At 37.9% G+C, this 24,540-nt stretch carries 16 protein-coding genes and 1 other RNA gene; 2 read left to right on the top strand and 15 right to left on the bottom strand.

Annotation, left to right across the window (positions count from 1 at the left end):
• Positions 1-13 precede the first annotated feature (13 nt).
• The 10 genes from rspA to NMG63_RS03235 all read right to left on the bottom strand — a co-directional run bounded on the left by rspA (position 14) and on the right by NMG63_RS03235 (position 16,132).
• The gene (rspA, locus tag NMG63_RS03280; RefSeq protein ID WP_254006305.1) at positions 14-5,992 is read right to left on the bottom strand and encodes a sortase-dependent adhesin RspA; all 5,979 of its coding nucleotides are present in this window, start codon (positions 5,990-5,992) and stop codon (positions 14-16) included.
• A gap of 182 nt (positions 5,993-6,174) precedes the next feature.
• Positions 6,175-8,523 (bottom strand): DNA translocase FtsK, encoded by a 2,349-nt coding sequence (locus NMG63_RS03275; protein ID WP_254006304.1) that lies wholly within the window; start codon positions 8,521-8,523, stop codon positions 6,175-6,177.
• 13 nt (positions 8,524-8,536) lie between these two features.
• Positions 8,537-10,195, bottom strand: coding sequence for a ribonuclease J (locus tag NMG63_RS03270; protein WP_003773289.1), 1,659 nt, complete (start codon positions 10,193-10,195; stop codon positions 8,537-8,539).
• A 143-nt stretch (positions 10,196-10,338) separates the two neighbouring features.
• Positions 10,339-11,103, bottom strand: a complete 765-nt coding sequence (locus NMG63_RS03265; RefSeq protein ID WP_123171616.1) for a TIGR00282 family metallophosphoesterase — start codon at positions 11,101-11,103, stop codon at positions 10,339-10,341.
• Entirely contained in the window at positions 11,103-12,659 is a 1,557-nt protein-coding gene (gene rny, locus NMG63_RS03260; RefSeq protein ID WP_003773285.1) for a ribonuclease Y, read from the bottom strand. Before rny ends, NMG63_RS03265 begins: the two co-directional genes overlap by 1 nt.
• Positions 12,660-12,770: 111 nt before the next feature.
• A complete protein-coding gene (gene recA, locus NMG63_RS03255; protein WP_013852836.1) occupies positions 12,771-13,796 on the bottom strand; it encodes a recombinase RecA in 1,026 nt (341 codons plus the stop codon).
• A gap of 31 nt (positions 13,797-13,827) precedes the next feature.
• Positions 13,828-14,421: a CDP-diacylglycerol--glycerol-3-phosphate 3-phosphatidyltransferase gene (gene pgsA, locus NMG63_RS03250; RefSeq protein ID WP_003773281.1), complete on the bottom strand. Its 594-nt coding sequence runs from the start codon at positions 14,419-14,421 to the stop codon at positions 13,828-13,830.
• Complete coding sequence (locus tag NMG63_RS03245) at positions 14,421-15,350, bottom strand: helix-turn-helix domain-containing protein (protein WP_254006303.1); 930 nt, start codon at positions 15,348-15,350, stop codon at positions 14,421-14,423. Before NMG63_RS03245 ends, pgsA begins: the two co-directional genes overlap by 1 nt.
• A gap of 129 nt (positions 15,351-15,479) precedes the next feature.
• Positions 15,480-15,802: RNase P RNA component class B (rnpB, locus tag NMG63_RS03240), an RNA gene on the bottom strand.
• Between the two features lie 15 nt (positions 15,803-15,817).
• Positions 15,818-16,132, bottom strand: a complete 315-nt coding sequence (locus NMG63_RS03235) for a DivIVA domain-containing protein (protein ID WP_013852834.1) — start codon at positions 16,130-16,132, stop codon at positions 15,818-15,820.
• Between the two features lie 126 nt (positions 16,133-16,258).
• Between NMG63_RS03235 and recU the strand changes: the two genes are divergently transcribed.
• Both recU and NMG63_RS03225 read left to right on the top strand, forming a co-directional pair.
• Positions 16,259-16,840, top strand: a complete 582-nt coding sequence (recU, locus tag NMG63_RS03230) for a Holliday junction resolvase RecU (protein ID WP_123171619.1) — start codon at positions 16,259-16,261, stop codon at positions 16,838-16,840.
• Positions 16,837-19,893: a transglycosylase domain-containing protein gene (locus tag NMG63_RS03225; protein ID WP_254006302.1), complete on the top strand. Its 3,057-nt coding sequence runs from the start codon at positions 16,837-16,839 to the stop codon at positions 19,891-19,893. The genes recU and NMG63_RS03225 overlap by 4 nt, the downstream gene beginning before the upstream one ends.
• Positions 19,894-19,955: 62 nt before the next feature.
• Here NMG63_RS03225 and alr read toward each other — a convergent pair whose 3' ends face one another.
• Genes alr through NMG63_RS03200 form a run of 5 tightly spaced genes read right to left on the bottom strand, consistent with a single transcriptional unit; the run spans position 19,956 to position 24,539 of the window.
• On the bottom strand, positions 19,956-21,083 hold the full coding sequence (gene alr, locus NMG63_RS03220; protein ID WP_013852831.1) for an alanine racemase: 1,128 nt from the start codon (positions 21,081-21,083) through the stop codon (positions 19,956-19,958).
• Entirely contained in the window at positions 21,080-22,096 is a 1,017-nt protein-coding gene (locus NMG63_RS03215; RefSeq protein WP_013852830.1) for a D-alanine--D-alanine ligase family protein, read from the bottom strand. The genes alr and NMG63_RS03215 overlap by 4 nt, the downstream gene beginning before the upstream one ends.
• Entirely contained in the window at positions 22,097-23,419 is a 1,323-nt protein-coding gene (locus tag NMG63_RS03210) for a UDP-N-acetylmuramoyl-tripeptide--D-alanyl-D-alanine ligase (RefSeq protein ID WP_254006301.1), read from the bottom strand.
• Positions 23,416-24,036, bottom strand: a complete 621-nt coding sequence (gene nth / locus NMG63_RS03205) for an endonuclease III (RefSeq protein WP_013852828.1) — start codon at positions 24,034-24,036, stop codon at positions 23,416-23,418. The genes NMG63_RS03210 and nth overlap by 4 nt, the downstream gene beginning before the upstream one ends.
• A complete protein-coding gene (locus NMG63_RS03200) occupies positions 24,033-24,539 on the bottom strand; it encodes a DnaD domain-containing protein (RefSeq protein ID WP_003773270.1) in 507 nt (168 codons plus the stop codon). The genes nth and NMG63_RS03200 overlap by 4 nt, the downstream gene beginning before the upstream one ends.
• Between the last annotated feature and the right edge of the window lies 1 nt (position 24,540).

Here is a 24,540-nt window from a genome sequence, read left to right as displayed (position 1 = left end):
AGGTTTTGTTTCGCTATTTTCTTTTTTTACGTCTAAAGATTAACCCCAGCGCAATCAGACCCAGCGCAGCTGTATACTGCATCTGATGTCCACCTACCCCTGTATTTGGAAGAGCACTCAAGCGATCTTTACTCATTCCTAACACATTAACTCCATGAAGTGGTGGTACTGATGGTTTCGTTGGTCTGTTGTTTAGGGAACCAACTCCATTATCTATTTTCGTATAGGTATTAATTGCGGTTAAACCATCCGCACTGTATGTAATTTTATAACCAGGAACATCATGTTCCACAATATGGTACTTAATTCGTTTTCCAAAATCATCAAACACAGGCTGACGTCTAAAACTGATTGACTTAACACCCGACCCTAAGATTTTTTTCACACCAAGGGGTTTGTTGTTGGCATAAAGTTCAAAGACAACATCCGGTTTATCATCTGGTCCACCAACCCATACTTTATGGGCAGTGATGGTTTGAGAACCTGGATTGAAGGTATTCGTTACGGTTAATCCGTCCGCACTATAGCTTACGTCATACGCTTCATGTTTCGAACGTTCTTGAACCGTATAGTGAATGATTGATCCATCTTGATTACGAACTGGTAGTTTTGTAAAACGTGCTTGTGTCGTTCCGTCATGCAAGGTTGCCGTCTGATGCGTCTTAACGCCATCTGCATACAAATCAAAAATCACGGTTGGACGATTGCTTGATGCACCACCCACCCATTTCTTCGTTGCAATCACATCACGAATTCCTTGGTTATACGTATTGGTTACGGTAAGTCCATCTGAACTATAACTTACGTCATAATGTTCAGGTACATGCACTTCTTCAACACGATACACAATTTTTGTTCCTTGTGCTGTATAAACAGGCACATCCGCAAAGGTAACCGTCTTCTCGCCAGAAGCAAGAACTTGGGTCATCCCTGTAGCCTTTTGATCAGCGTAAAGCTCGAAGGTAACATTTGGACGTGACATTGGGCCACCATTCCATCGTTTTGTCGCACTTACATCACGCATGCCTTGATTAAAGGTATTTGTGATTGTTGTTCCTTGATAGGATACATCGTAATTTTCAGGAACATCACGTTCTTGTACTGTATATACAATATCAATACCTGCCTCATCACGTTTTGGTAGGTCTGTAAAGGATGCTTCATGTTCTCCATGTTGGAGCGTCAGTGCATGTTCTGTTTTAACGTTATTCGCGTATAAATCAACTACAATTGTAGGATGTGTTTCGGGACCATCAATCCATACTTTTTTAAATGCAACTTCCGTTACACCTGGATTGTAAGTATTGGTTACCGTTAAGCCATCATCGCTATAAGAAGCATCAAAGAACTCAGGTCCTTGTACTTCTTTTACACGATACTCAAAACGTCGTCCTTGCGTATCAAACTCAGGAACATCTTTAAACGATACCGAAGCCATCGAAGGTGTCAGTGTCTCTTTTTGATTCGGTACAGCTTCAAAGGCTTTATCTTCAACACGACGATACAACTCAAAAACAACATTGTCCCGTGCTTTTTCGCCACCAGACCATACTTTAAAGGCACTCACCGTTTTTAATGGTGCATGATATGTATTGGTAACCTCGATTGTATTCGTGTCTGTTATCGGTGCTACGGAAACTGTATAGTTTTCGGGCACAGAAACTTCGCGAACAGCGTATTCATACGGTTTACCTTGATGATCATTTTGAGGAACATCCACAAAATCAAGATGGGATTGACCCGAAGGTAATTGTTCTTGCATACCTAATACATCTTTAAATTCATCGTGTGTCCCTTTTAAGCGTCGCGTTAATTGGAATGTGGTGTCAGGACGAACTTCAGGTCCATCAACCCATGTTTTTAGAATACGAATGGATGTCGTCGGTGATACGTAGTGATTATAAACTGTTAAGCCATCGGGACTGTATTGCGTTACCGTATTGGGTACCGACGTTAATTCCTTAACAAAATACGTATACGTTTTACCTTCGTCATCACGCACTTCTAAATCTTCGAAAACGGTAGTTGTTTCTCCATCACGTAAGGTTTGAATCATACCCGTTGATTCCCCTACTTTATCGGATGGGGATGTCGTACGACGCAGTTCAAACTCAATATCAGGACGTGGACTAATACCATTAGTCCATACCTTTTTCGCAATCACATCACGCAAACCATAATCATAGACATTCGTTAAGGTTACACTGGTATCACCGTCATGCGAAATATTTTCAAGACTATAATGTTCAATCTCATTAACTTCACGAACACTATAAAGATAAGGCGCATTGTCCTCATTAAATTTCGGTAAATTCGCAAAGACAATATCGTTATCGCCAGGCATCATGCTTTGAATCATCCCCGTCGACTCACCATTGCGAATGAGCTCAAGTTCTAATGGAACTGAAGGTCCAGGACCTCCTTGCCATATTTTTTTCACGTTTAAGTGTGTTATTCCTTCTTGGAAGGTATTGGTAACTGTTAAACGATCGGGACTGTAAGAAACTGAATAATTTTCAGGTACTCCGGATTCACGGACAAAATACGTAATTGTTTTCCCATCCATTGTACGTTCTGGTAAATCTGTAAATGTTACAACTTGTTCTTCTGATTCTTTTAAAACACGTTCCCCATTAGGTACTGATGTTTCAATACCATCTACGGCTTGGTAAAGACGTAGTGTAACCGTCTCCTTGTGTCCACCCACCCATATCTTTCGAGCGGTAACTGAAGTATTACCTTGATCATAAGCATTGATTAATTCAAGGTTATTCAAGCTTTCAATTTGAGTGTAACCATTTGGTACGTTCACTTCTTTAAGTTTATATTCAATACGACGTCCATCAAGCGCAAAGGTTGGCATTGAATCAAATCGTACCGTATCACTACCACTTTTTAAAATTTTTGATGCAACACCGCTGTCACGATAATCTGTTTCGCCTTCATAACGCTCTTGAAGCTTAATCTCGATTTCCGGTTTAAGTTCCGGTCCACCACGCCATACTTTTTTACCATAAATTGGGCCTGTTTTGACGTCAAAATGATTAATAACCGTTAAAGGATCTGAAAATGAATTCAAACCTAAATAACCCTGCGGCACTTCGACCTCATTGGCGAAATAGGTAATCGTTTTCCCATCCAAGGTTTTAATTGGAAGGTCACCAAAATGAGCCTCCGTTTCACCATCTTTAAGTTCGATTGGTGCAAGTGGAACCGGTAGAATTTCATTGGAGCCTTCAATCCGTTTTGATAGCAAAAGTGAGATGGTAGGTCTTGGACTCGGTCCGCCTTCCCATACTTTACGCGCAATAATGGGTTTGGTCGGTATTTGGTAATCATTAATAATCTTCAAATCTGTACCAGATCCTTCATATCGAGTTACATAATGATCCAATTGCGTTAATTCCTTAACTGAATATACAATATCTCCATCATGATCTTGTTTTGGTAGATTTCGATAAACTAGATTCGTTTGACCATTTCTTAAAGTTCGTTTTCCATTTGAAACCGGAACTCCATTTGCGTAGAGTTGAATCTCAATTTCAGGACGTACTATTGGGCCATGATTCCATATTTTCTCTACATTTACAGAGATCATATCCGGTTTGAAAGTATTGGTAACGGTTAAACCATCAGCACTGTAGTGAACCTCATAATGTTTAGGAATATTCGCTTCGCGTACAAAATAACGGATTGATTTTCCGTCTTGAGTTGTTTTAGGAAGGTTCTTGAATGTGACAGAGCCCTCACTTAAATCTTGATAGACCCCATTAACTGCCGAAGAAACGCCATCAATACTTTGGAACAATTGAAATCTTACTGTAGGATGATTGCCTTGGTTCAAGGAATCCACCCAAACTTTATTTGCAGTCACATCGACATACTCCATACGGAATGTATTTGTGACCGTTAAACCATCGTCGCTATACGATGCATCATATCCTTCTGGAATCACAACTTCACGTACGCTGTAAACAATTTCTTTGCCTTGTTCATTATACTTAGGCATATCTTTGAATGTATGACTGGTTTGTTGGGTGAGGGTTATCGTATTTTGTGTATCAACACCATCCGCAACTAAAACATACTTCGTTTCAGGACGAACAGGATTCCCTCCGACCCATTTTTTGGTCATTGTTACGTCTTTTAATAAGTATTCATTTTCAATATGATTCGGTTTTATAATGTTTTCTTTATAATTTTCAGGTACGTCAACCTCACGAATACTATAATCAATCGCAACACCACCCTTATAAGCCGGTAAATCTTTAAAAGTTACAGAGCTTTGACCGGATGGAATTTCAAGGATGCTTCCTTCAACAAGTTCACCATTTGCATAAAGTTGAACGGAAACAGATGGTTTCGCAGAAGGTCCACCCTTCCATGTTTTAAAGACTTTAAAATCGGTTAACTCGGTATCTTTAATAAATGTATTCGTAACAAAAATCTCATTGTTTTCATTAATTGGTGTGATGTCAACCTGATACTCATCGGTTGCGAAACCTGCTTCTTCTACAGAATAGGTAATCCTTTGACCCGTAGCGGTTGCTTGAGGAAGGTCTTCAAAAACAACAGATGATTTTCCGCCTTCAAGCGTTAAAATACGACCTGATTCGGTTGTAACGCCATCAACTGTTTGCATTAAGTTAAATGCAACTACAGGATGTGGAGAAGGACCACCAACCCATTTTTTGGATACTTTAACATTTGTTTTCTTAATTTCATTTTTAAATACGGCTAAAGTACCAACTTCCGCATTTTGATCTACATCTACCGTGATTGGTTTTGAATCAACCACAAGCCAAGAAGGTGCTTCAACTTCTTCAATAGTGTAACGACCATCTTTAAGCGAAAGATTAACCACGCCAGACTCATCTGTAGTAACACGTTCAATGAGAGCACCACGATCATTTTTCACAGTAAAAGTAACACCAGCTACAGGTGTTTCAGTTCCATCAACGACTTTCACAATTCGTAAAACACCAGGCTTTGGCTTATTACCAACAATCGATCCTGACGCATAATGATTTTCTACAGATACTTCTTTTTCAATTGTTTGTGGGTAGCCTTCGTTATCATAAAAACTTGCGACTGCCTTATTTTCCAATTGAGCTTGCTTCAAATCCGTTATTTTTGTGTTATACATAACTTCAATTGAAGCATAGTGTAATTTACCTGGATGGGTCGACACAATGAGAGACTGACCATTAATCCAGACCCCTCCAAATTGATTACGGAATTCTTGTTCACTAACACTATAGCGATTCCCAGTATGATCTGTAACCATAAATACTAACGATCCGGGAATATATTCATGACCCACACCGATCGTATCACGGACTGTCATTTCAGACATAAAACCTTCACGTTCACCGTTTAAAAGAAGAACCCATCGCACGACTTCTTCCTCATCACGAGACATACCGCCAAGTTTTGAGAACATTTCATAAGAACCACTCCCCTGGAATTCACCTTCTACCTGAACTGATTTTTCAGATAAACTTGTACCCAAATTCGTGTAAATGGTTTCTTTAATGTTTTGAGTATTATTGTTATATCCTTCTACTCGAAACGTAAAAGATCCAGCAATATTATTAAGTTGATTGACTTCATCCGTAAATACAACATGAACATTGCCTTCAGTAACATAAACATGACCCAGTGGATTCTCTACCCCTGGCATCGTAAGTTTAATGGTTTGTGAGATCCCTTTGAGTCCCACGGAATAAGGAGATCCGTTTGAATCTACTTTCTGCTCCATTGGTAATCGGAGTTCCATAACATCACCAGAATTCAATTTACGATTTCCTGTTTCCGCGAATTGAACTGTAACGCTGGTTTCATACCCATGGTTTAAATTAGTATTTGAGAAATTAAAATCAGTTATGAGACTGTTTTGATTTGCGACACGTGCTGTATCTGCATCCAACTGAATACCAGTCGATACAAACATGACCACAGCCATCAATAGTGCAAATAGCTTTCTTTTCATATACCCTCCCATGAATCCAAATATAAAAATTTAGACTAACGGTATAAATATACACTATTTTTAAGACAATTTCACTACATTCGCACAATTTGTTCTCTTAATATACATAATCTTAACAATACCTCCATAAATTTAACGGTAAATGACAAATAATGGGTAATAATCACACAAATAAAAAAGCGCTATAGAGCGCTTTCTTGTTCAATATCATCTAATTTTATATAAACATCACGAGGTTTACTGCCCTGAGCAGGTCCAATAACACCATTTTGTTCTAATGAATCAACGATGTTGGCGGCACGATTATATCCAATTCTAAACCGTCGCTGTAATAAAGAGGTTGATGCTTTCTTTTGACGCACAACATATTCCAAGGCTTCTTGATAGAGAGGATCATCTTCCACACCCAAGACACCTTGATTCCCATCAACACCATCAAGTTTAATGAAAGAATCATCAAATCGTGGTTTTGCTTGCGAACTTGCTTTGTCAGCAATTTTTTTAACTTCATCATCGCTGACATAACAGCCCTGAACGCGAATCGCATGCGGTTCGCCCATGGGAACATAAAGCATATCACCATATCCGAGCAGTTTCTCAGCACCCGTTTCATCAAGAATCGTTCGAGAATCAATAGCACTTGAAACAGCAAAAGCGATACGTGATGGAATGTTTGCTTTGATAATACCCGTCACAACATCAACAGAAGGTCTTTGTGTTGCGACAATAAGATGAATCCCTGCAGCACGTGCAAGTTGTGTAATTCGTTGAATACTTGTTTCAACTTCTTTACCGGCAACAGACATAAGATCTGCTAACTCATCAATAATAACAACGATCCATGGTAATTTGGAAAGGTTTTCCGCTGGGAACGCCTTAACTTTTTCATTGTAAGATCCAATATTTCGTACACCTGCTTTTGAAAATAAATCATAACGTTGTTCCATTTCCTCAACAACCACCTTTAAAGCCGCTGAAGCTTTATGGGGATCATCAATAACAGGACCAATTAAATGTGGTATTTCAGTATACGGTGTAAATTCTACTTTTTTGGGATCAATCAAGAGAAGTTTCAAATCTTCAGGTGACTTCGTAAGAAGTATGGATGTAATAATTGTATTCATACATACCGACTTACCACTTCCAGTTGCCCCCGCCACAAGTAAATGAGGCATTTTATTTAAAGCAACTGTAATCGGTTTTCCAGTTAGATCTTTACCCAAAGCAACATTAATGTTATCTTCAGCCATAAATTGTGACGAACCCATCACAACATCTTTCATCTTAACTGGAACCATTTCCACATTGGGAATTTCAATCCCCACTGCACTCTTACCTGGAATTGGTGCTTCAATACGTAATGTTTTTACTGCCAATTCCATCATTAAGTTATCTTGAATTGAGGCAATGCGACTGATTTTCACATTACTATCCGGTTTTAGTTCGAACTTGGTAACTGCTGGTCCAATATGTATATCCATAAGAGCAGCATCAATACCAAACTGTTTTAAAACTGCAATTAAACGGTCACCTTTATCTTTAGCACTGCTAACATTTGCTTTTGAGGTATTCGAACCACGTCCCGCCTCTAATAAGTTAATTGAAGGAACTTTGTAATGATCAAATGAACTGGATCTAAAATCTTCACCGTGTTCAAGTGCTTCTTGTGTACTTGTTTTATCTGATAATGAAACCGGATCTAAACCCGCATTTTCAAGACCAAACGGATTCTCATCAGATTTAGCGACATCACTTGGAATCGTTGCGGATGGTTCGTCCATTGTCATAAACGGAGTTTTAGAAGTCGGTTCGACACCACTTTGAGGTGGATCAAAAGAAATAAACCCAGCTTTCGTTGGCTCTGCCTCAGATGCATAATCATTTAATTTCTCATCCAATTCAACTTGTTTCTGATGAAGTGCTTTATCACGTCGTTTTGCTTCTTTTTGTTCACGACGTTTTTCAAATGCAGACTTGGTAGCATCCGTACTCTTTTGAGCACTACGCAACATTTCTCGAGGTGTAAACAAGAGAGCAAGACCACTTAGAATTAAGACAATCACAAACAGCAATACACCAGCACGATCTACAAGATACGATAACAAACCAAATAAAACGGCTCCCACTACACCACCATAAGCGTTCTCATTCGAATTCATAAAAATCTTAGGAATTCGATTAAAATACTCGGATATCACCGATAAACCGGATGCTTGAGGTTGTAGAAAGAAATTAACCGAAAGAATCATTGCTGTAAACAAAAGTCCAACAGCTGTCCAAAAACGCCACGTTTTATGTTTATGATCAGTATCAATCATTTTATAAAAGGTAATACCTATGATTAAGATATGGTAAAGCATTGGATATTGACCTACTAAAACACGCATGCATTGATTTAAAAAACGACCAATAACACCCAGTTCAAACATCGCAATAATTGCAAGTGCAATCAAAGAGAGTTCAACAACAAATTTAATAAGCTCTTGTTGTTTAAGCTGTTCTTTTTTAGTTTTCTTTCCCTTAGAACTCACTCAATCACCCCTATCAGATATGAATTTCGATAATAACAGGTAAAATCATCGGGCGTTTTCCTGTTTGTTTGTAAATGTATTTCGCAATAACATCACGAGCTTCATTACGGGCCGTAACATTATCGTATTTATGCTTCTCAACGAGTTTCAAAATCGTTTGTTCAAGAATAACACCGACTTCTTTCATAATATTATCGGCATCTTTTAGGTAGATAACACCGCGTGATTGCACGTCGGGTCCGCCCAAAATTTCTTTAGTTTTATTATTAATTACCATACCTACAATGATTGATCCATCCGTTGCCAATGTTTGACGATCACGGAGCACTAATCCTGATGTATCTAAATGATCCTTACCATCAATCAACATATCTTCTAATTTCAGAATTTCTGAAGTAGCTTTTAAACGTCCTTCATCAAACTCTGCAACTTGACCGTTGTCTAAAATCACGATATTACCAGCACTGATACCCATATCAACAGCAACACTCGCATTCGCTACAAGATTTTGATATTCACCCTTAACCGGAACATAATACTTCGGTTTAAGAAGTGCAATCATCATTTTTAAATCTTCTACCGATGCATGCATTGGCATAACATCTTTATAGTTGAGTGACATCACTTTAACGCCATCTTTATACAATTCGTTAATCATTGCACCTGCGACCGCTTCAGTACCAGGAACAACTGGAGATGCGACAATCACATGATCGTTTTCATTCACTTCAACAAGTTGATCTTCCCCCATCGCAATGCGTCCCATTTTATTGAACACACTTGGACCAATATCGGATACAATCACGACAACATCTTTAATATCATTATTAAACTGCTCTGGCTTAATTTCTAAACCTTTAGGCATGTGGTAATAGTTAAGACGTTCAAGATGCTTCATCAAACGGCGTTGCTTTTCACCGTAGAAAAACACTTTACGTTTAAATTTCTGTGCTGTCTCAATAACTTCGATAAGTCGGTAAATATTTTGTTCGTATAAAGTAACAAGAATACGTTCATTTGTCTCTTCAAAAACACGTTCAATTCGCTTTGTAATACGATGATTTGGTGAAGTAAATCCTTGACGTTTCGAAGCAACAGACTCGGCTGTTAATAAGAAAACACCTTTTTTCCCTAATTCAGAGATGTTCGCGACATCACACATAAAACCTTGATTACGCACATCAAAATCAATAATAAATTCACTTGAATGAACAACATAACCTTGATCTGTATCAATTGCAATCCCAAATGTATCCGGAATTGAATGCGTTAAACCGAACGCGACAAAACGACGCTCACCAATTTTAAAACGACTGTTACGTTTAATTTTGTGAATATGCGCATTCTTGACTTTATTTTCTTTAAACAAGTCTTCAATCATCAGTGCAATCAAAGGTGTTGCATATACCGGTGCATTTACTTCCTTTACAAGATAAGGGAGTGCACCCATTACGTCATCATGACCGTGTGTGATAAAGATAGCTTTAACACGTTTTTTATTTTTCTTTAAATATGATAAATCGGGAATTACAATTTCAACGCCCAATTGATCAGTTTGTGGATATTTTAAACCTGCATCCACGACATAAATCTCGTCATTAATCTCGATGACTGACATATTCTTGCCATCTTCATCAAGACCTCCTAATGCGAGAAAACGAATTTTATCCATAAAATCTCCTTTTAATTAATTTCTAATATGATGTAAACCATTTCCTATATTATACACTAGATTTCCTTCACTTAAAAACGAAGCACTAATGTTTGCACAGAAACTTCAATAAAAAAACCAAGCAAGGCTTGGTTTTACTTACTTTAAATTGCAATTCTTTGAATTGACTTCGACTTCATTGTCTTATCATCAACATCAATCACTACAGCATTTAAGAATGCATCACCTTTAGCCACTTTGAAGTGTGTATTTTCATTTAAAATTACGCGATCATACAACTCATCAATGTCACGTCCAATAACACTATCACAAGCGCCACACATTCCCACATCCGTAATATAAGCCACTTGACCAATAATACGTTCATCTGCAGTTTGAACATGTGTATGGGTTCCAACCATTGCATCAATTTCTTCTGAATAAATATGAGCAAATAACATCTTCTCACTCGTCGACTCTCCATGGAAATCCACAAAGTAATAATCATACTCTGTATTCTCCAAAAGCCAGTCCATATAAGGATAAGGACGATCACCAACGCGATTCATAAATGCTTCACCATAAAGGTTTACTACACATATTTGTTTTCCCTTAACATCAAAAACTTTGTAGTAGTTTCCAAAATCAATGGGTTCAATGTTAGCAGGTATTAAAAGATTAGGACATTCGTCATAATCATCGATAATTTCACGTTTTGCGAATGTATGGTTTCCCATCGTAATACACTCCACGCCTGCTTCCGTTAATTGATGGTATATTTTCTTTGTAATCCCTTTACCATGCGCACTGTTTTCACCATTTGCAATCGTAAAGTCAATTTCATATTTCTCTTTTAACATAGGTAAGTGGTCAACAACAATTTGTCGACCACTTGCTCCTACGATATCACCTATAAATAATATCTTCATTACTTAGCTAACTCCATTGCGCGTAATTCACGAATCACGGTCACTTTAATTTGACCAGGATATGTGAGTTCTTCTTCTATTTGTTGACGAATATCGCGTGCCAATTTTACCGTTTGAAGATCATCGATTTCATCTGGTACAACCATAACACGTAATTCACGACCTGCTTGAATTGCGAATGCGCGTTGGACACCTTCACGTGTCGATGCAATTGCTTCAAGTTCTTCAAGACGTTGAATATAATTTTCAAACGACTCAAAGCGTGCGCCCGGTCTTGCTGCACTTAATGTATCCGCTGCTGCGACAAGTACGGCTATCGCACTGGTTGCTTCAGTATCACCGTGATGTGATGCTATCGCATTAATCACAATTGGATGTTCATTATGTTTCTTCGCTAAACGTACTCCTAAATCTACATGGCTACCCTCGATTTCAAAATCAAGACCTTTACCAATGTCATGAAGGAGACCTGCACGTTTCGCAAGTTTTTGATTCAAGCCAAGTTCTGCAGCCATCATACCCGCTAAATTTGCTACTTCAATACTGTGTGCTAAGGCATTTTGACCGTAGCTGTAACGATATTTAAGACGTCCAAGGATGGTAACAATTTCTTTATCCATCTTACTAATACCAAGATCAAATAAGGTGTCTTGACCCGTTTTATTAATAACTTGATAGAGTTCTTTACGAGCTTTATCAACAACTTCTTCAATACGACCGGGTTGAATTCGACCATCAGTCATAAGAGTATCCAATGCCATTCGCGCAACTTCACGACGAATTGGATCAAAACAGGATAATGTAATAATTTCAGGTGTGTCGTCGATTAAGAGATCAACGCCCGTAGCATTTTCAAATGCACGGATATTACGTCCTTCACGACCAATAATACGGCCTTTCATTTCCTCACTTGGTAAGGTAATTACAGATGAAGTACGTTGTGAAGTCTCTTCTTGTGCATATCGCGAAATAGCAAGAGAAATTATGTTTCTTGCGATGTCTTCAGCCCGTTGATGAGCCATTTCTTCTTGTTCACGTATGTATGTAAGAACTTCTTGTTCCATTTGCTTTTCGACAACTTCGAAAAGTTCAGCTTTTGCTTCCGATGCAGGCATATGTGCAACACGTTCTAATTCTCTTAATTGAACTTCTGTGCGCTCAATAAACTCCTGCTCCATCTTATCTAGTTTGGCAGTTCTAGCCTCTAAGTCACGTTGCTTATTCAACATTTCTTTATCTTTAGTAACTAAGTTTGCATCGCGAAAATTTAGATTTTCTTCACGGCGATCCAATTTATTTTCATATTCTTGGAGTTCCTTACGCTGCCCCTTAAGTTCCTTTTCAGCATTTAGTTTGATCTCATATGCATGAGTTTTCGCTTCTAAATGTGCTTCTCTTTTTATTGATTCTGCTTTATCTTCAGCATCTTTAATTAATGAATTTGCACGTTCCTTTGAACGGTTTAAACCTAATTTATTAACGACAATCATCGCAAAAATTGTCAAAATAAAAACAATAATACCAGTTAAGACGGAATATAATAGTTGATTGTCCATTCTATTCCTCTTTCTTTATTAAAAAATATTTAAAAATTAGTTTCCTAATACATATATAATACTTTATTAATGTGAATTCCACAAGGACAAAAAAAAGAATGATATATAATATCATTCTTTCTCCTCTTTTTTCTCTAAAACTTCACGTTTCGGTAGAATAATCTCGCGAATTTGCGCAGCAATTTCTTCAGTTATCTTAGGATTATCTTCTAAGAAACTTCGTACCGCTTCACGACCTTGTCCGATTTTCTCATCTTTATAAGAATACCATGATCCACTCTTATTGATAAAGTCGTATTGAACACCTAAGTCGATTACTTCACCAATATAGCTAATTCCCTTACCGTAAATAATTTCAACTTGTGTTGCTCTAAAGGGCGGTGCCACTTTATTCTTTACGACTTTAATATTAGCTTTATTACCCACAATATCTGTACCTTGTTTTATTTGTTCACTACGACGAATATCAAGTCGAACCGAAGAATAGAATTTTAAGGCACGACCTCCCGGTGTTGTTTCAGGATTACCAAACATAATTCCTACTTTTTCTCGAAGTTGATTAATAAAAATTGCAGTACACTCGCCTCGGTTCATTCCACCGGATAATTTACGCATTGCTTTAGACATCATCCGAGCTTGTAAACCAACTTGAGCATCGCCCATTTCCCCATCAAGTTCCGCTTGTGGAACAAGTGCAGCAACACTGTCAACCACAATCAAGTCAACCGCACCACTTCGTACTAAAACATCTACAATTTCTAATCCTTGTTCACCGCTATCGGGTTGTGAAAGAATTAAATCATCAATGTTAACGCCTAAGTTTTGAGCATAGATAGGATCAATCGCATTTTCAGCATCGATAAATGCAGCTTTTCCACCCGCTTTTTGCACTTCTGCAATTGCATGTAATGCGAGCGTTGTTTTACCGCTTGATTCAGGGCCGTAAATTTCAATAATACGACCTTTTGGGTATCCGCCAATTCCAAGTGCAGCATCTAAACTTAACGACCCTGAACTAATAGCATCAATATCAACCGCTGCTCGATCACCCAAGCGCATAATTGAACCCTTACCAAATTGTTTTTCGATTTGTTTTATTGCATCATCAAGAACTTTATCTTTTTTTGCGTTATCCATACGATCCTCCATATATGAAACTAAACAAAGACTACATACTTTCTGTAAAGAATGAACGGCTTTGAATTACATACGAAGCCCCACTTAAGACTGACATTAATGTTGCAAACCATACTGCAATGGATGAAACTGGAATATGATACAACTCAAATGGCAGGTTATTCAGCAAGACTAAAATAATTGCAATCATTTGCGCTACAGTCTTTACCTTACCTAAATACCCAGCAGCCATAACCATTCCTTTTTGAGCAAGTAACATTCGTACTGCATCTACAATGGTATCGCGCCAAATCATAATCAATACTGCCACAACAGGAACAATTCCTTGATAAGCAAAAATTATAAATAATGTATTCACTAAAAGTTTATCCGCAATTGGATCTAAGAACTTACCAAAGACGGTAATCATATTGCGACTGCGTGCAAGATAACCATCCAGGAAATCTGTAAAGGATGCAACCGCAAAGAGTACAAGAACCGCGATATTTTTATAAGATAACATTACGGTTTCGATATTAATATAGGGAACAGTAATCCCAAAATGACTGTAAGGAAATAATTCAACCAATACGATGATTGGTATTAAAATAATTCGAAACACGGTTAATTTATTTGCAATATTCATTAGTTAGCTCCTCCAATAAACTTGAAGGTAATTGTTGCATAGTCTGGTAAGGTTGCAATCGATGCATCCAATTCAACTTTCTCACCATTCAACTTAATTTCATTTCCATTCATATAACCAAACGTTGCTTCCAACGACTTCCCTTCAACAACATTGAAGATCACACTTGCTTTCTCACCTGCATTAAAAATCTTAGCTGCAGGGTTTGCAAGTTGTTGACCATCTTCTGTAAAGGATGTCCATGAAGCATTGTGGAACTCAAATTCAAACGTTGCTTTTTCATCTTTAACCCAGTTCTTTACTTCATAAACAACACTGGATCCTTCAATCGATTTTTGCGCAACTTCAAGTTTCACTTTTTCAGGTTCTTTTGGTTTTTCTGTTTCAGGTTTTTTCTCGTCTTCTTTAGATTCCTCTTTCGGATCTTCTTTTGGCACAACAATTGTACTTCCTGGATCTTCAATTGGATCTTTAACGTTGAGACTTCCACTCAACAATTTATAACCACCAAAGAATAAAAGCACAAGAATTGCAATCGCAAATAGAAGCATTGCAATTGTTTGTAAATCCATCTTTTTACGACCTTTCGAAGTGGGTTTACTTTTAACTTTTGTTTTCTTTGATTTTTTTTGGACATTACTTGTAATTTCGTCTTGCTTTTTGATCTGAGAAACCGTGATGGAATCCGTATACGCGTTAATCGTATCATCCAACTCATTTCGCAATTCATTATAATCAATACCTAAAGCATTTGCGTAATATCGTACAAAGTAACTCAAATACGATAAATCATCTTTAAAAAATTGAATATTTCCTTCTTCAATAGCACTCAACTGTACGGTTGATAATTTCGTTTTAACACTCATTTCTTCTAATGAGTAACCTTGTTCTTTACGGCGTTCTTGTAGTATTAAGCCAATTTTTTCCAAGTTATGCTCACCTTCCTTACACATATAAAATAATTATAACAATCATTACACTTTATTACAATGTAATACGTGTGCATTTATCAAATTAAAAAAAGGAGTATTTCTACTCCTAAATGCATTAACACTCATTAAGCCATGTTCTGTTGCGATAATCATTTATCTACGTTTTAAAAACGTCTCACGTTACCTTCATTTCAGTAGTGTGAGTTCCCCTACCAATTTTGGGTTTCTCGCTTATGGGGTTTACCTCGTTCCACTTCCTAGGTTTCCCTAGGAACTTCGTCACTGTGGCACTTTTATAGCCTCCATCCATAGTTTCCCTTAGGATTTTGGTCTGCCGTTATAGATGCCTCTATACCTCAGCTTATTGATTCACTGAGCACAAACACTACCACCATCTCAGGTGGTGCGAGCATGGACTTTCCTCTACATTTTACTGCAGCGATTATCTTTCGTGTTAGTAAGATTTATTTTTTATTATTAAAGACCGCTTCCTCAAGTCGTGAAACACGTTTTAGAATGTCTACATGACTGAATTGAGTCGGCATATCCTTAGACACACGATCTCTTCCTTCATATTCTAAAAGCATGCGTTTTTGTTGACCTAATGTGGTTTCATATCGATCTAACAACTCTTTTTGTTCTTTGATAATGCCTTCAAAGAATTCATAGTCGTGCATTACTTGATCAAGGAATTGATCAACCTCAACTGCATTATATCCCTTAAAGTCCACATGGAACTCTTTATCCAGGATTGCTTGCGTCGTTAATTTTTGTGCCATAAATTCACCTCTCATCTATTATTACAAATTACCGTTTGAAGTTCAATAGGAAACCTCCGCTTTCCCTGAAGATTTTTAGTATATGATATTTGATGTGAATTATAGTATAATATTGTTGGTGATTAGATGATTCAATATCCAACTGGAAAAAAAACTTACAACAAACCCAGTGGTACTGGCGTTACAAGTAGACGTGGTATGAGTCTTGAAGAAGATATCAACAAAACCAATGACCACTATCTCATGAAGGACATGGCGGTAGTTCATAAAAAACCTACGCCGATTCAAATTGTCAATGTTGACTATCCTTCACGTAACAAAGCAAAAATCACTGAAGCTTATTTTAGACAGGCATCCACAACCGATTATCAAGGTGTATATAAGGGATACGCTCTTGATTTTGAAGCAAAGGAAACAAAGAACAAAACGTTGTTCCCACTTGCTGCGCTTCATAAACATCAGCTCGATCATCTTGCTGCTGTTTCACGGCATGGTGCCATAGCATTTCTTATCATTCGTTTTTGGACGATTGATGAGACGTATTTGATCTTTGCAAAAGACTTTGTACCTTATATTAGCGAAAAAAGCGTCCGTTCATTACCCCTTTCGTGGATTCGAACCGTCGGTTTTCAGCTCGAGAGTACATATCAAATACCTTGTCATTATCTTGACATTATTAATAGAGTCTATATAAAGGAGTGTCTATGACAAATAGAAAAAGTAAAAACGAACCTGAGATTCCACATATGAAAAGTGGATCTTCAAATAATACAAATGGTTCTCAAAAAAAAGTAAAACCAAAAAAAGATAAAAAACCCTTAACACCCGAACAAAAGAAACTTAAACGACAACGTATCGTCGCATGGGTCTTAATTGTCTGTGTATCAATTGGAATTCTTGGCGTTACGGGCGTGGGAGCACTCACCGTTAAAAACATGAAGAATGCTCCAGTGCTTAAAAAGGATGACTTTTTAACACAATCTGCATCCACCATCTTTGATAAAAATGGTGAGCCGATTTACAATACAGCCGCAAAGAAATCAGATCCTACAACATTTGATCAAGTGCCTCAATCATTAATTGATGCATTTGTTGCTGTTGAGGATTCCCGTTTCTTTGTCCATGGTGGTTGGGATGTTCCCCGCTTTACCAAAGCAGCACTTTCAAATCTTCTTGATTCATTAAGACATGGATCGATTAGTTTTGGTCAAGGTGGATCAACGCTAACGATGCAACTAATCAAAAACCAGTATTTTATGGAGAATGAGGATGCAGCAACAGGTGTAAACCGAAAACTGCAAGAAATTTATCTTTCTACTAAATTAGAGCGTGAACAAGTCCTCAGTAAAAAAATGATCTTTGAACTCTATATTAATATGATTAACTATGGTGTTCCGCGCACAATGGGAGCAGATGCATCGGCTCAAGCATACTTCGGCAAGCGTCTATCTGAAATTAACCTTACAGAAGCAGCCTTCCTTGCAGGTGTTATTAATGCACCAAGTGTCAATAACCCTTACTATAGTATCGAAGCAGCCGATGAGCGAACTAAAGAAGTACTCTATTTAATGAATTATCACGGCTACATTACCGATGAAGAGTACCAACTTGCGAAAGCTGTACGCGTAGAGGATTTACTAGTTGAGTCCTCAGCTTCCGAAGGTGAAATGTTTGAATATCAAGCATTCATTGACGTCGCATATCAAGAAGCACAAGAACTTACTGGACTTGATCCAGGAAAAGTTTCGATGAATATTTACACAAGTATGGACCCTACGGTTCAAAAAGGAATCGATGATTTCCAAAACCGTAAGATCACAGACTTAAACCCTTCACTTATCGATGAAGAGAAGAATGAATATCGTCCAATTCAAGTAGGTTCGGTTATCTTAAATAACCGTACTGGTGAGATTGCAGGAATTGTGGGTGGTTTCGATTATAATGGAGCATTCCTTCATAACCGTGCCATCGCGAAAAACTCATCACCAGCATCCGTTATGAAACCACATATCGCCTATGCACCTGCATTTGAATATCAAGGTCTTGCGACCTCACATGTATTCTTGGATGCTCCAATGAATTATCGTGGTACAGATATTTTAATTGGTAACTATGATGGTCGCTATTTAGGACAAGTTCCTTTAATGATGGCTGTTGCCGATTCACGAAACATACCTGCTTTAGAAGCAACACAAGGTACAATTGATACCATTGGAAATGAAAAGATGGTCGAATATCTCAATAAACTCGGATTCAGTTCCGTATCTGAAGATAACTTCCGACCAGGATTTGCTATTGGTGATGGAACATTTACAGTTAGCCCTGTTGAATTAGCGGGAGCCAATGCTGTTATGTTCAATGATGGTAATTATATTAAACCCCATACGATTACACGCATTGAATTTTTAGATAGTGATCGCGAACCTTATGTTCCATCACACACTGCAACACCTGTTATCTCTGACGCATCAGCATGGCTCACAACTCGAATCATGAAGTATGCTGTAGATAGCCCTTATAACCCAGTTATTTCACCAGTTCGTCGTAACTATCCTGTATTTGGTAAAACCGGTACAAATAAATACGATAATGAAACGGCTGATGCCACTGGTGTTCCACGAAATGCAATTAAAGACCGTCTCATGATTACCGCAACATCAGAATACAGTATTGCGACATGGACTGGTTTTGATTCAAAAGATAAAAAGAACCCTTACTTTATTGATGAGTATGGTGTTGATGAAGCATCACAAAACCTTACAGGTAAATTAAACAGTTATTTACTCGATCTTATTGAAGAGTCCTTTGGGACAGGTGATGATGTTGCCCGTCCAGGTTCGGTTGCAGATATCCAACATATCTTGGGTACCTTCCCGTATCAAGCACCTGTAGAGGGCATGGATCAAAGTTTACTTGCCACAGGTTATATCAAACGCGATTTCTTAAAACTTGCGGAAGCGAGTCCAAAAGACTTATCTGCACTGAGCGATCATAAAGTTATGATGAACCAAAAAGGCAATAAATTTAATTTCGATATTAAGATGGCAACCTATCCGGATGCATCGCAATTAACCGTTGCACCTTCTACCATAACGATGAACTACCCTAGCGGTGGTACTGTGGATGGAAAACGATTGTATGATCCATCATGGCTCTTTGGAGCGGTTCGTTATAAATCCGAAATTCGTGTTGATGGAAAACCAATCGCGGAATCCATGACCGAAGGTCCAAACCAAGAAATCTCAGTCACAATCGAGAACTTAAAAGGTAAGATTGAAGCATGTTCATACTATACCTTTGATAAGAGTACCGGCAAGAAGAGTAATGTTGTCTGTACATCAGTTGATGCAAAAGAAATCAGTGTTTCTGTACCATCAGCTGGTACCGCATTTAATGACTTTGTAGAACAGATGGTTGCGGCAGGATTTAGTCGTGATCTTATCCAAGGAAACTATGTTCTTGAAGGCAACAAGTATAAATCCGTTGTCTCCGCAGATCCAAACATTCTTGGAAAAAGCGTAAAACCTGGAGATTACTCTGGTACAACCATTCGAGTTAATGTCACGGACTTAGAAATTACCGCTTCTGGTGACTATCTCCGTTCAAATCTAAAACGGGCTGCCGATGCAGGTTATCTGACCGTCGACACACAAGGCAAGGCATCGGGTGTTATCGATTCCTTTACTGTAGATGGCGTAGCCATGAGTTCCTTTCGATTAAGTGATCATGAAGGTTCTGAAGTAGTTGTAAACTTTAAATAGAAGGCTTCGGCCTTCTTTTTTTGTGCGCAAAAAAAAGCACCCCAACAATTGAGGTGCTCTTTTTATTTCGATTCGATTTGATGAATGTAAATGCGAGGAATGTCATAAAGAATATGACTGATCAACTCATTGATGGATTGACCTGTGATCCCAATGTAATCATAAATAGTTTGTTTTTCATGACCAAAGAGAATAACACGATCTTCAAGGTTGCACGGAACCCCCGTGACATCAACCATAAATTGGGACATCGCAATATCTCCAACAATAGGACATAGCGTATCATTAATGACAACATGACCACCATTAAGTGACAACGACTTCATCACACCATCGCAATAGCCCGCAGAGACCGTTGCAAGCATCATGTCGTGTTCTGCTTGGAATGTTCGACCATAACCTACAAATTCCCCTTTTTTAAGCTCACGCACCATACAAACGCGTGATTCAAAGGATAAGACGGGCTCATACCCATCATTTAAAGACATCTCAAGTTGAGAAGGATGATAAAGACCAAACATAATCATACCGCAGCGTACTGCATCAAAACCTAAATCTCCAAAATTAAGAATTGAAGGACTGTTTTGAATATGCGTCATTTTAGGATCAATACCATCGTGACGAAGTTTATCGATCACTGCTTTATAACGATCAAGTTGTAACATAGAAAACGCAACCGCATCCCCTTCATAAGATTGCGCTTCCACAAAATGACTGTAAATTCCACAAACTTCTAGTCCCTCAAGGCCATAGCAAGATTTAATTTCATCATAATCTTCCATGCCCAAACGATGAAGACCTGTATCAACTTTCACGTGTGTCTTAACTTTAACAGCGTGATCAAGTCCGAATTGGTTTAATTTTAAAGCATAATCGTGATTAATGATAACTTGCATTAAATCATATTCGATTAAATATTTAAAGTTTGATTCTAAAGTGGCACCCAAAAGTAAAATTGGTGTTGTGATACCGTGCTTTCTTAAATCACGCGCTTGTTCGATATTAAGTACCGCAAGGACATCAATCTTCATTTTTTCACAGGTATGTGCAACCTCTACGAGACCACAACCATATCCATTCGCTTTAATTACCGCGATAATCTTCGTCTCAGGTTTGATAATCTCACGTAATTTTAAAGTGTTATTTAAAATTCTTTGTTCATCTACAAATACAGTACAGTTATTAATCATAGTAAATCCTCAATCATTTTTGTAATCAATTCAGGGTAACTTACACCCGCACGATTCAACATACCTGGGTAACGTGATGAACTTGTAAACCCTGGAATTGTATTGACTTCGTTTAAGAAGATACGATGATCTTCAGTCACAAAGAAATCAAGACGTGAAAACTGCGCACAATCAAGAACATTAAATGCAAGTTCACCCAGTCGTTTAACTTCTTTGCGTACAGATTCTGGGAATGTGGAAACAGGCAATGTCTCTGTAGCGTGTGGATGGTACTTCTCTTGGAAATCAAACACTTCTCCTGAAACATTCACTTGATCCACTTCACTTACAATAAGCTCTTGATCGGTTTTAAGAATACCTAGACCGACTTCCGTTCCTTTGATGTATGCTTCAATTAAAACCCTTGAATCAAACTCAAAAGCAAACAAACATGCATTTAAGAGTTCATCATAATTACGTACGTAACTCACACCAAATGAAGATCCTTCTCGACTTGGTTTCACAATACAAGGATATTCAACTTTTTCAAAATCAATATCATTAATATGAGTAATGAGTTGGTAAGCTGCCATATCAATTCCTGCTGCTTCACAGATAATATGCGTAAACCCTTTATCCATACATAATGCGGAAGATAGAACATCACATCCAGTAAATGGGATATTTGCACATTTAAGAAGCCCTTGGACTTGTCCACCTTCTCCCATACGTCCATGTAACATTAAAAATGCGACGTCCACAGGAAGTAAACTTTGATCATCTGCATAAATAAATCCCGGACGATCATAATTGAATTGTAAATAGAGTTCTCGATGTCCTTCCAGTTTATTGGATTGCATCATATCTAAAGTATAATTTCCAGTATACCATTTTCCATCTTTACCGATGTATAAGGGTACACAATCAAATTTTTCCTTTGGAAAATGTTCTAAAACGGAGGCTGCACTTGCAACAGAAATATCATGTTCGCTATTAATCGAGCCAAAAACTAATGCCACTTGTAACTTATTCATCTACTTTACCTCTTCCATTAATCGTTCGAGTTGATACGAACGTGATCCTTTAATTAATATCATCGCATGTTCATCAAAACATGGTGTAACACGCTCTACAAATGCCTCAAATGTGTCATCATTCGTAAAACGTAACGCATCCAGTCTACTATCGGATAGTGCTTTCTTAAACTCCGGCCCTAATGTATGAACCATCTTAATGTTTAAATCTTGAATGCAATCTAAAACCTCAAGATGTGCCTTATGACTCTCAGGACCTAACTCTACCATGTCGCTTAAAATCGCTACACGGTCGCCATCATATTCATAATGAGCCAGTAAATCGAGCGCATACTTAGCACTAATTGGATTGGACTTATAGGCATCCAGTAACACCAAAGCATTTCCCTTTTCAACAAGTTCTGTTCGTAGAGACGTTAATGCTACATGATTTAAACCCTCACGAATCACAGCATCATCAATACCAAGCTTACTCAATAAGGCAATCACACCGGCACAATTACTTGCTTGATGATTTCCTAAAAGATTGCTTGAATACGCAACACCATCAAGCTTGAATGAAATTCCGTGATTATTTGAAGAAACATCCGATACAACCCATTCATTATCCTCATTAAAACCAAAGGTATGCTCACCATGACTAATACTACGGTATTGTTCAAAGTCACCCTGATAAAAGGATAAATCTTTGTGTGTTACAAAATCAAAAATTCTCATTTTTTCTGAAGCAATATGTTCGATACTATCAAAATTCATCATATGTGCGGGTGCCAAACTCATCACTAGGCCTGAATCCGGACGAATACACTCCGCCATTACCGCAACATCTCCCACATAATCAAGACCCATTTCAAAAATACCAAACTCTGTATCGTCATTCATACGAAAGAGGTTAAGATACGTTCCAATTTCTGTATTTTGATTTTTGTAAGTTGCAATAGAATTCCCAACTCTACTTAGAATACTAAAGAGTATATCTTTGGTTGACGTTTTTCCATTACTACCTGTAATTCCTATAAATGTAGCATTTAGTGTGTCACGGTATGCTTTAGCAAACAATTGTAATGCTGCCATGGTATCGTCAACGATTATTTGACATACATCAAGGTTATCGATTTTGTGATCAACTAGAACTGCGACTGCACCTTTACCGATCACATCTTCGATATAATCATGACCATCCACGCGCGCCCCTTTAAGACACACAAATAAATCACCGGCTTCAACAGCTCGTGAATCAACCTTTACACCTTGAACTTGTGTAGAACCCAATACAGAACCTTTTACCCAATTTGCTATGATATCTGTTTTTAAATCTTTCATCGTTGATGTTTCTCCTTTAATTCTTCTAATAATTCAAATGCATCACGCTCATTACGTGCTGTACTGTGATAACGACCAAATAGTAAGAGTAGATGATGCGCCCTTGCCCAGTCTTCACGTGGTATTTTACGCATTAACTTACGTTCAACATCCTCAACTGTATCATTTGGTTTCGCGAGTTTTAATCGCTTAGCGACACGCTCAACATGTGTATCTACAGCAATCGCTGGCAGTTTGAAACCTTCCGCTAATACAACATTCGCTGTTTTACGACCAACTCCTGGCAATTTCATCAGTTGAGTACGTGTTCTCGGCACTTCACCTTCAAAATCATCAACAAGCATTGCCGCACATGCCACGATATATTTTGCCTTATTGCGATACAATCCAATCGTTTTTAAATATGATTCCACATCTTTTACATCTGCTTGCGAAAGACTATACGGTGTCGGATATCTTTCAAAAAGAGCAGGTGTAACTTTGTTGACGGCAACATCTGTTGTCTGTGCCGATAAGGTAACAGCAATCAACAATTCAAAGGGATTACGATAATTTAAATCGCTTTTCGCATTTGGGAACTCAGCATCTAAAATTTCGATAATTTCTGCTACTGTCATTGTGAACCCAGACGTTCTTTTTGTTTATTCGCGAGAATCGCATTGATATATTGCATCGATACTTTTTTATAAATGACCGCATTACGTAGACCATCTAAAATATCCGCTTCCGAATATTTTGACAACCATGTATTCAACGTCATCAATTCATTTTGAGATAAAAGTCGACCAAACTCCGATTCGAACACTTCAAAAATTCCTTCATTAACATATTCATAACGTACACCATCTTGAAATAATCCATCGAGATTAAATTCAAGTGCATCTTTCGATACCTTAATTGCGAGGATGTTTTGACGTACCAAATCATGAATCGTTTCATCAACAACATGACTTTCTACAGCCGTACGTTCAGCCAACAATTCTAAGGTGATGGGAACGCCTTGTTGATTCAAGAAATCAATCATCAACAACACTAATGTTTGTGTTGGACTCAATTTCATCGATCCCAAATTTTCTAAAATCCAGTCCCTACGATTAATGTAAGCTTTATTCCACCACATA

The organism is Erysipelothrix amsterdamensis (assembly GCF_940143175.1).
In the GTDB taxonomy this organism is placed as follows: Bacteria; Bacillota_I; Bacilli_A; order Erysipelotrichales; family Erysipelotrichaceae; genus Erysipelothrix; species Erysipelothrix amsterdamensis.
The sequence above is the reverse complement of the archived record's forward strand: the minus strand, read 5'-3'. Positions and strand labels throughout refer to the sequence as shown.

Coding starts and splice junctions, on each gene's coding strand:
- rspA (WP_254006305.1), bottom strand. CDS start 5,992: ATGAAAAGAAAGCTATTTGCACTATTGATGGCTGTGGTCATGTTTGTA.
- NMG63_RS03210 (WP_254006301.1), bottom strand. CDS start 23,419: ATGAAAGATTTAAAAACAGATATCATAGCAAATTGGGTAAAAGGTTCT.
- NMG63_RS03225 (WP_254006302.1), top strand. CDS start 16,837: ATGACAAATAGAAAAAGTAAAAACGAACCTGAGATTCCACATATGAAA.
- alr (WP_013852831.1), bottom strand. CDS start 21,083: ATGATTAATAACTGTACTGTATTTGTAGATGAACAAAGAATTTTAAAT.
- nth (WP_013852828.1), bottom strand. CDS start 24,036: ATGACAGTAGCAGAAATTATCGAAATTTTAGATGCTGAGTTCCCAAAT.
- NMG63_RS03270 (WP_003773289.1), bottom strand. CDS start 10,195: ATGGATAAAATTCGTTTTCTCGCATTAGGAGGTCTTGATGAAGATGGC.
- NMG63_RS03215 (WP_013852830.1), bottom strand. CDS start 22,096: ATGAATAAGTTACAAGTGGCATTAGTTTTTGGCTCGATTAATAGCGAA.
- rny (WP_003773285.1), bottom strand. CDS start 12,659: ATGGACAATCAACTATTATATTCCGTCTTAACTGGTATTATTGTTTTT.
- NMG63_RS03235 (WP_013852834.1), bottom strand. CDS start 16,132: ATGGCACAAAAATTAACGACGCAAGCAATCCTGGATAAAGAGTTCCAT.
- NMG63_RS03265 (WP_123171616.1), bottom strand. CDS start 11,103: ATGAAGATATTATTTATAGGTGATATCGTAGGAGCAAGTGGTCGACAA.
- NMG63_RS03200 (WP_003773270.1), bottom strand. CDS start 24,539: ATGTGGTGGAATAAAGCTTACATTAATCGTAGGGACTGGATTTTAGAA.
- recA (WP_013852836.1), bottom strand. CDS start 13,796: ATGGATAACGCAAAAAAAGATAAAGTTCTTGATGATGCAATAAAACAA.
- recU (WP_123171619.1), top strand. CDS start 16,259: ATGATTCAATATCCAACTGGAAAAAAAACTTACAACAAACCCAGTGGT.
- pgsA (WP_003773281.1), bottom strand. CDS start 14,421: ATGAATATTGCAAATAAATTAACCGTGTTTCGAATTATTTTAATACCA.